We start from the raw sequence: 6,659 nt of genomic DNA on the forward strand, positions 1-6,659 counted from the left end.
AGCATGAGCGAGACCCCGGACAGCGTCGTCCAGACCGTAGGTACCCAGGCAGTGCGCGCGTACATCGAGCAGCATCGCGCCGCCTTCCTCGACGACCTCGTCGGCTGGTTGCGCATCCCCTCGGTGTCGGCGCAGCCCGCCCACGCCGAGGACGTACGGCGCAGCGCCCGGTGGCTCGCGGAGAAGCTGTCCGACACGGGGTTCACGACGGTCGAGGTCTGGGAGACGGCAGGCGCGCCCGCCGTCTTCGCCGAGTGGCCCTCCGGCGACCCGGACGCCCCGACCGTGCTCGTCTACGGGCACCACGACGTCCAGCCCGCCGCCCGCGAGGACGGCTGGCACACCGACCCGTTCGAGCCGCACGTCACCGAAGGCCGGATGTACGCGCGCGGTGCCGCCGACGACAAGGGCCAGGTCTTCTTCCACACCCTCGGCGTCCGCGCCCACCTCGCCGCGACCGGACGCACCGCGCCCGCCGTCAACCTGAAGCTGATCGTGGAAGGCGAGGAGGAGTCCGGTTCGCCGCACTTCCGCGCCCTCGTCGAGGCCCACGCGGACCGGCTCGCCGCCGACGCGGTGATCGTCTCCGACACCGGCATGTGGTCCGAGTCCACCCCGACGGTCTGCACCGGCATGCGAGGCGTCGCGGACTGCGAGATCGAGCTGTACGGCCCCGACCAGGACATCCACTCCGGATCCTTCGGCGGCGCCGTGCCCAACCCGGCCACCGTCGCGGGCCGCCTGGTCGCGGCCCTGCACGACGAGGACGAGCGGGTCGCCATCCCCGGCTTCTACGAGGGCGTGACCGAGCTCTCCGAGGCCGAGCGGGCCCTCGTCGCCGAGCTGCCCTTCGACGAGGCGGCCTGGCTGACCACCGCCAAGTCCCACGGCACCCTCGGCGAGACCGGGTACTCCACCCTGGAGCGCGTCTGGGCCCGCCCCACCGCCGAGGTCAACGGCATCGGCGGCGGCTACCAGGGCCCCGGCGGCAAGACGATCGTCCCCGCCTCCGCCCAGCTGAAGCTCTCCTTCCGGCTGGTCGCGGGCCAGGACCCGGACAAGATCGAGCTGGCGGTACGCGACTGGCTCGCCGCCCGCGTCCCCGCCGGCATCCGGTACGAGATCGTCTTCGGCGCCCCCACCCGGCCCTGCCTCACCCCGCTCGACCACCCGGCCCTCAAGGCGGTCGCGGGCGCGATGAGCCGGGCCTTCGACGGCGCCAAGGTCCGCTACACCCGCGAGGGCGGCTCTGGCCCCGCCGCGGACCTCCAGGACGTCCTGGGAGCACCGGTGCTGTTCCTGGGCATCTCGGTGCCGTCCGACGGCTGGCACGCCCCCAACGAGAAGATCGAGCTCGATCTCCTCCTCAAGGGCGTCGAGACCGCCGCCCATCTGTGGGGCGACCTGCCCGCCGCCCTGCGCAGCTCAAACGCGCGATGAACCCACACAACGATCCGGGGGAGTTGGAAGTACCTGTGTCCACCTTGAACAGCCAGTTCGCGGACCGGCCGATCTCGCTCACCGCCCCGAGCGGCATCGACCGCGCCGCCCACCACCGCCTCGACGAGGCCTGGCTCGCGGCCGCCTGGAGCCACCCCACGACCCGGGTCTTCGTGGTGTCGGGCGGGCAGGTGCTGATCGACGAACCCGCGGACAGCACCGACGGGCGGACCGAACTCGTCATGACCCCGGCCTTCGAGGCCCCGGTCACCGAGACGCACCGCTACTTCCTGGGCACGGACGACGACGGCGTCTCGTACTTCGCCCTCCAGAAGGACTCCCTGCCCGGCCGCATGGACCAGTCCGCCCGTCCCGCGGGGCTGCGCGAGGCGGGCCTGCTGCTCTCGCCGCGCGACGCGGGCCTGATGGTGCACGCCGTCGCCCTGGAGAACTGGCAGCGCCTGCACCGCTTCTGCTCCCGCTGCGGCGAACGCACGGTCATCGCGGCCGCCGGGCACATCCGCCGCTGCCAGGCCTGCGGAGCCGAGCACTACCCGCGGACCGACCCCGCAGTGATCATGCTGGTCACCGACGACCAGGACCGCGCCCTCCTGGGCCGCCAGGTGCACTGGCCGGAGGGACGGTTCTCGACCCTCGCGGGCTTCGTCGAGCCGGGCGAGTCGATCGAGCAGTCGGTGGCGCGCGAGGTCTTCGAGGAGGCCGGGGTCACCATCGGCGAGGTCGAGTACATCGCCAGCCAGCCCTGGCCGTTCCCGTCCAGCCTGATGCTGGGCTTCTTCGCGCACGCCACCTCCTCGGAGATAAACGTGGACGGCGAGGAGATCCACGAGGCCCGCTGGTTCTCCCGCGAGGAGCTGGCCGCCGCCTTCGAGTCGGGCGAGGTGCTGCCCCCGTACGGCATCTCGATCGCCTCCCGGCTGATCGAGCTCTGGTACGGCAAGCCGCTCCCGAAGCCGGGCGACGTCGTGTGACGCGCGCCACCCGCCCGTCACCACGAAACAGCCCCCGTCCGGAACTCCGGACGGGGGCTGTTTTCAGCCAGGCGGGCCAGGTGGGCCAGGAGCCAGAGGCTCAGGCGCTCAGACGCCGACCTTCTGCTTGACCTGCGCGAGCGACGGGTTCGTCAGCGTCGAGCCGTCGGCGAAGAGGACGGTCGGCACGGTCTGGTTGCCCCCGTTGGCCTTCTCCACGAACGCGGCCGACTCGGGGTCCTGCTCGATGTTGATCTCGGTGTACGCGATGCCCTCGCGGTCCATCTGGCTCTTCAGCCGACGGCAGTAGCCGCACCACGTCGTGCTGTACATCGTCACAGTGCCCTGCATGGTCTGGCGCTCCTCTGTTCGCGGTGTGGGTACCGAGGAAAAGAACGTACGTGCTCCGCCCGGCATTCCCGAATTCGTACGACCGGCGCCCCGGGCCTGTGGACAACCCGCCGCATCCACCCCCGGCGACCTGGCAGCATGGCGGAGTGACAGCAGCAACGCACTCCACTCTCTTCCCGCAGGTCCCCGAGTCGGCCGACGCGGTGCTCGACGGGCTCGACCCTGAGCAGCGCGAGGTCGCCCTCGCCCTGCACGGTCCGGTGTGCGTGCTGGCGGGAGCCGGCACGGGCAAGACCCGGGCGATCACGCACCGCATCGCCTACGGCGTGCGGGCGGGGATACTCCAGCCCAGCGGTGTGCTGGCCGTCACGTTCACCAACCGGGCCGCCGGAGAGATGCGCGGCCGGCTCCGGGAGCTCGGCGCGGGCGGCGTCCAGGCCCGTACGTTCCACTCCGCGGCCCTCCGCCAGCTCCAGTACTTCTGGCCGAAAGCCGTCGGTGGTGATCTTCCGCGGCTCCTGGAGCGCAAGGTCCAGCTCGTCGCCGAGGCCGCCGCGCGCTGCCGCGTCCGGCTCGACCGGAACGAGCTGCGGGACGTGACCGGCGAGATCGAGTGGGCCAAGGTCACCCAGACCGTCCCCGCCGACTACCCGACCGTCGTCGCCAAGTCCGTCCGCGAGGCGCCGCGCGACCCGGCCGAGATCGGCCAGATCTACGGGATGTACGAGCAGCTCAAGCGCGACCGCTCGGTGATCGACTTCGAGGACGTGCTGCTGCTCACGGTCGCCATCCTCCAGGACCGGCACGACATCGCCGATCAGATCCGCCGCCAGTACCACCACTTCGTGGTCGACGAGTACCAGGACGTCTCCCCGCTCCAGCAGCGCCTGCTCGACCTGTGGCTCGGCGACCGCGACACCCTCTGCGTCGTCGGCGACGCCAGCCAGACGATCTACTCCTTCACCGGCGCCACCCCCGACCACCTGCTGAACTTCCGCACCCGCCACCCCGAGGCCACGGTGGTCAAGCTGGTCCGGGACTACCGCTCCACTCCCCAGGTCGTGCACCTCGCCAACGGGCTCCTGAGCCAGGCCCGCGGCCGGGCCGCCGAGCACCGCCTGGAGCTGGTCTCCCAGCGCGACCCGGGCCCCGAGCCCGCCTACAGCGAGTACGCCGACGAGCCCGCCGAGGCCGAGGGCACCGCCCGCCGCATCCGCGACCTGATCGCGGCCGGCGTCCCGGCCGGCGAGATCGCCGTGCTCTACCGGATCAACGCCCAGTCCGAGGTCTACGAACAGGCCCTCGCCGACGCGGGCGTGCCCTACCAGCTGCGGGGCGCCGAGCGCTTCTTCGAGCGCCAGGAGGTACGGGAGGCCGGCATCGCCCTGCGCGGCGCCGCCCGCGCCGGGGGGAACGACTCCCTGCTCGACGACGTCGAGGACCTGCCCGCCCAGGTCCGCGCCGTGCTCTCCACCAAGGGGTGGACCAGCGAGCCGCCCGCCGGCTCCGGCGCCGTCCGCGACCGCTGGGAGTCCCTGGCCGCCCTTGTCCGGCTCGCCGAGGACTTCGCCCGCGCCAAGTCCGGCGCGACCCTCTCCGACCTGGTCGCCGAACTGGACGAGCGGGCCGCCGCCCAGCACGCCCCGACCGTCCAGGGCGTCACCCTCGCCTCCCTGCACGCGGCGAAGGGCCTGGAGTGGGACGCCGTCTTCCTGGTCGGCCTCACCGAGGGCATGATGCCGATCACGTACGCCAAGACCGACGAGCAGGTCGAGGAGGAGCGCCGCCTGCTGTACGTCGGCGTCACCCGCGCCCGGCTCCACCTCTCGCTCTCCTGGGCGCTCTCCCGCTCCCCGGGCGGCCGCGCCTCCCGGCGGGCCACGCGCTTCCTCCAGGGGCTGCGGCCCGGCTCCGGCGGCCTCGGCGCGAGCAGCGGCTTCGCGGGCCGTGGCGGCTCCGTCGAGCGCGGCGCGGGCGTCGTCCGGCGCAAGCAGCGGGGTCCTGTGCTCTGCCGCGTCTGCGGAGCGACGCTCACCGAGGCCGGTGAGATGAAGCTGATGCGCTGCGAGGACTGCCCCTCCGACATGGACGAGGGGCTCTACGAGCGGCTCCGCGACTGGCGCGCCGAGCAGGCCAGGGAGCTCGGCCAGCCGGCGTACTGCGTCTTCACCGACAAGACCTTGATGGCGATCGCCGAGCGGGTGCCCACCACCGACGGCGAACTCGTCGGAATCTCCGGAGTCGGCGCGCGCAAGCTGGGCCGGTACGGCGCCGATGTTCTCGCGCTCTGCGCGGGTGAAGTGCCAGGTGGGGCGGGTGGAGGGGGCGACGAGGAGAGCTGAGGAAAACTCGTCGGAAAAATAGTTTGCGCCTGCCCCGGCAAGCCCCATAGGTTCTTAACCACGGAAACAGCGGCTTCTTCGAAGCCCTGCTTTCGTGCTGTACTTGTCCAAGTGAACATGAGGGTCCGGCTCACACCGAGCCCTCCGAGACGCCGAGAGGAGGCGATTCCAGTGATCAGCAACATCAACAGCACCACCGTCAGCTTCGTCAGCACCGACAAAATGACCGATCGCTCGGTCGTCTCCGCCTGCTCGCTCGGCCTCTCCGGCTCGGCGTTCCTTGGCAACGGTCTCAGTGGCACCGGTCTGTCCGGCGCCATCGCGGCCCCCGCCGCTTCCCTGCGGCCGGCCGCCGACCTGGCGGGTCTTCCCGTCATGGAGCGCAGCGAGCGACCGACCGAGGCACTGGAAGCAGGAGTAGCGGCAGGCAAGGCCAAGGCCTATGCCTTCGCGGCGACCGGTGCCGGACACGAGACGAAGCAGCACCACACGATGTGGGCCTTCCGTGGGCTCGAACCCTGGAGTGATCCAGCCTGACCTGATCAGGCCGGCGCCTTCAGGGCCGCGGAACCCCACCAGGGATCCGCGGCCCTTCTGTTTGTCCCCGAACGGGGACGGACGGAGCGAAGGGGCCTCGGAACCAGCACCACCGGTACCAGCCGAAACCCCGGCCAACAGCCGGAACGACCAGACGAGGAACAACCACCGTGCAACTCGAAGCGCACGCCCCGTCCGTACCGCCTTCCGAAACGATCCCCCCGCCCGGCCTCACGGAGGACTCCACCTTGACCCCCCTCACCGCGCTCACCGCGCTCGACGACGCCATCGAGAACCTCGGCGTACCCGTCCCCTGCCGCTCGTACGACCCGGAGGTCTTCTTCGCCGAGTCCCCGGCGGACGTCGAGTACGCCAAGTCCCTCTGCCGTACCTGCCCGCTGATGGAGGCCTGCCTCGCCGGTGCGCAGGAGCGGCGTGAGCCGTGGGGCGTCTGGGGCGGAGAGCTGTTCGTCCAGGGCGTGGTCGTCGCCCGCAAGCGGCCGCGTGGTCGTCCGCGCAAGAACCCGGTCGCGGCATGAACGTCACCGGCACCATCGACCGACCCCTCACGCACGATCCCCAGAAGCAGGCCCCGATGACCTCTTCCACCAGCGAGCCCTCCGGCTCCGCGACCCCAGACGTCACCATCACCGGCGCGAACGCCTCGCGTCAGAACAGGACCCGCGAAATGCAACTCATCCCAGAAGCCCTGGCGCGTGCGCATATGCACGACCGCCGGCGGGAAGCCGAGGCGGAACGCCAGGCCGTGCGCCTGGTCGCCGCCCGGCGCATGCAGCGACGCGCCGAGCGCGTGTCCCTGCGCGCCCGCCGCGCGCTGGCCATGGCTGTCATGAACTGATCTGAGAGAACCCCGCGGGGGCCGGTCCGAACGGACCCGCCCCCGCCCTGCGTGTCGACCCGCGCCCCCCCCCGGGGCTAACCACCCAGACGTGCACGACCCCCCGCAACCCCACGCCCCCCAACACTTCGCCCGCAG

General features: G+C 71.8%; 7 protein-coding genes. 6 read left to right on the forward strand and 1 reads right to left on the reverse strand.

The window, feature by feature from the left end; all coding sequences use genetic code 11:
- Positions 1-3: 3 nt before the first annotated feature.
- Both ACFWRO_RS33055 and nudC read left to right on the forward strand, forming a co-directional pair.
- The gene (locus tag ACFWRO_RS33055) at positions 4-1,440 is read left to right on the forward strand and encodes a dipeptidase (RefSeq protein ID WP_384517068.1); all 1,437 of its coding nucleotides are present in this window, start codon (positions 4-6) and stop codon (positions 1,438-1,440) included.
- Positions 1,437-2,432 (forward strand): NAD(+) diphosphatase, encoded by a 996-nt coding sequence (nudC, locus tag ACFWRO_RS33060; protein ID WP_384517071.1) that lies wholly within the window; start codon positions 1,437-1,439, stop codon positions 2,430-2,432. The genes ACFWRO_RS33055 and nudC overlap by 4 nt, the downstream gene beginning before the upstream one ends.
- A 108-nt stretch (positions 2,433-2,540) precedes the next feature.
- Here the strand turns inward: nudC and ACFWRO_RS33065 are convergent, their stop codons facing one another.
- Positions 2,541-2,783 carry a mycoredoxin gene (locus ACFWRO_RS33065; RefSeq protein WP_149547526.1) on the reverse strand — a complete coding sequence of 81 codons (243 nt, stop codon included), beginning with the start codon at positions 2,781-2,783 and terminating at the stop codon, positions 2,541-2,543.
- Positions 2,784-2,929: 146 nt separating this feature from the next.
- On the opposite strand from ACFWRO_RS33065, the gene ACFWRO_RS33070 reads away from it, so the two are divergent.
- From ACFWRO_RS33070 to ACFWRO_RS33085, 4 genes are all read left to right on the forward strand, one after another.
- Positions 2,930-5,125 carry an ATP-dependent DNA helicase UvrD2 gene (locus tag ACFWRO_RS33070; RefSeq protein WP_384517074.1) on the forward strand — a complete coding sequence of 732 codons (2,196 nt, stop codon included), beginning with the start codon at positions 2,930-2,932 and terminating at the stop codon, positions 5,123-5,125.
- Between the two features lie 183 nt (positions 5,126-5,308).
- Positions 5,309-5,662 carry a hypothetical protein gene (locus ACFWRO_RS33075; RefSeq protein ID WP_384517111.1) on the forward strand — a complete coding sequence of 118 codons (354 nt, stop codon included), beginning with the start codon at positions 5,309-5,311 and terminating at the stop codon, positions 5,660-5,662.
- Positions 5,663-5,832: 170 nt separating this feature from the next.
- Positions 5,833-6,201: a WhiB family transcriptional regulator gene (locus ACFWRO_RS33080; protein WP_260228985.1), complete on the forward strand. Its 369-nt coding sequence runs from the start codon at positions 5,833-5,835 to the stop codon at positions 6,199-6,201.
- Complete coding sequence (locus ACFWRO_RS33085; protein ID WP_384517077.1) at positions 6,198-6,521, forward strand: hypothetical protein; 324 nt, start codon at positions 6,198-6,200, stop codon at positions 6,519-6,521. The genes ACFWRO_RS33080 and ACFWRO_RS33085 overlap by 4 nt, the downstream gene beginning before the upstream one ends.
- The last annotated feature ends 138 nt before the right edge of the window (positions 6,522-6,659 follow it).

It is taken from the genome of Streptomyces sp. NPDC058579, assembly GCF_042718575.1.
GTDB lineage: Bacteria > Actinomycetota > Actinomycetes > Streptomycetales > Streptomycetaceae > Streptomyces.

Excerpts from the sequence above, each read along its gene's own strand:
- ACFWRO_RS33055 (WP_384517068.1), top strand. The coding sequence starts at position 4 with ATGAGCGAGACCCCGGACAGCGTCGTCCAGACCGTAGGTACCCAGGCA.
- nudC (WP_384517071.1), top strand. The coding sequence starts at position 1,437 with ATGAACCCACACAACGATCCGGGGGAGTTGGAAGTACCTGTGTCCACC.
- ACFWRO_RS33065 (WP_149547526.1), bottom strand. The coding sequence starts at position 2,783 with ATGCAGGGCACTGTGACGATGTACAGCACGACGTGGTGCGGCTACTGC.
- ACFWRO_RS33085 (WP_384517077.1), top strand. The coding sequence starts at position 6,198 with ATGAACGTCACCGGCACCATCGACCGACCCCTCACGCACGATCCCCAG.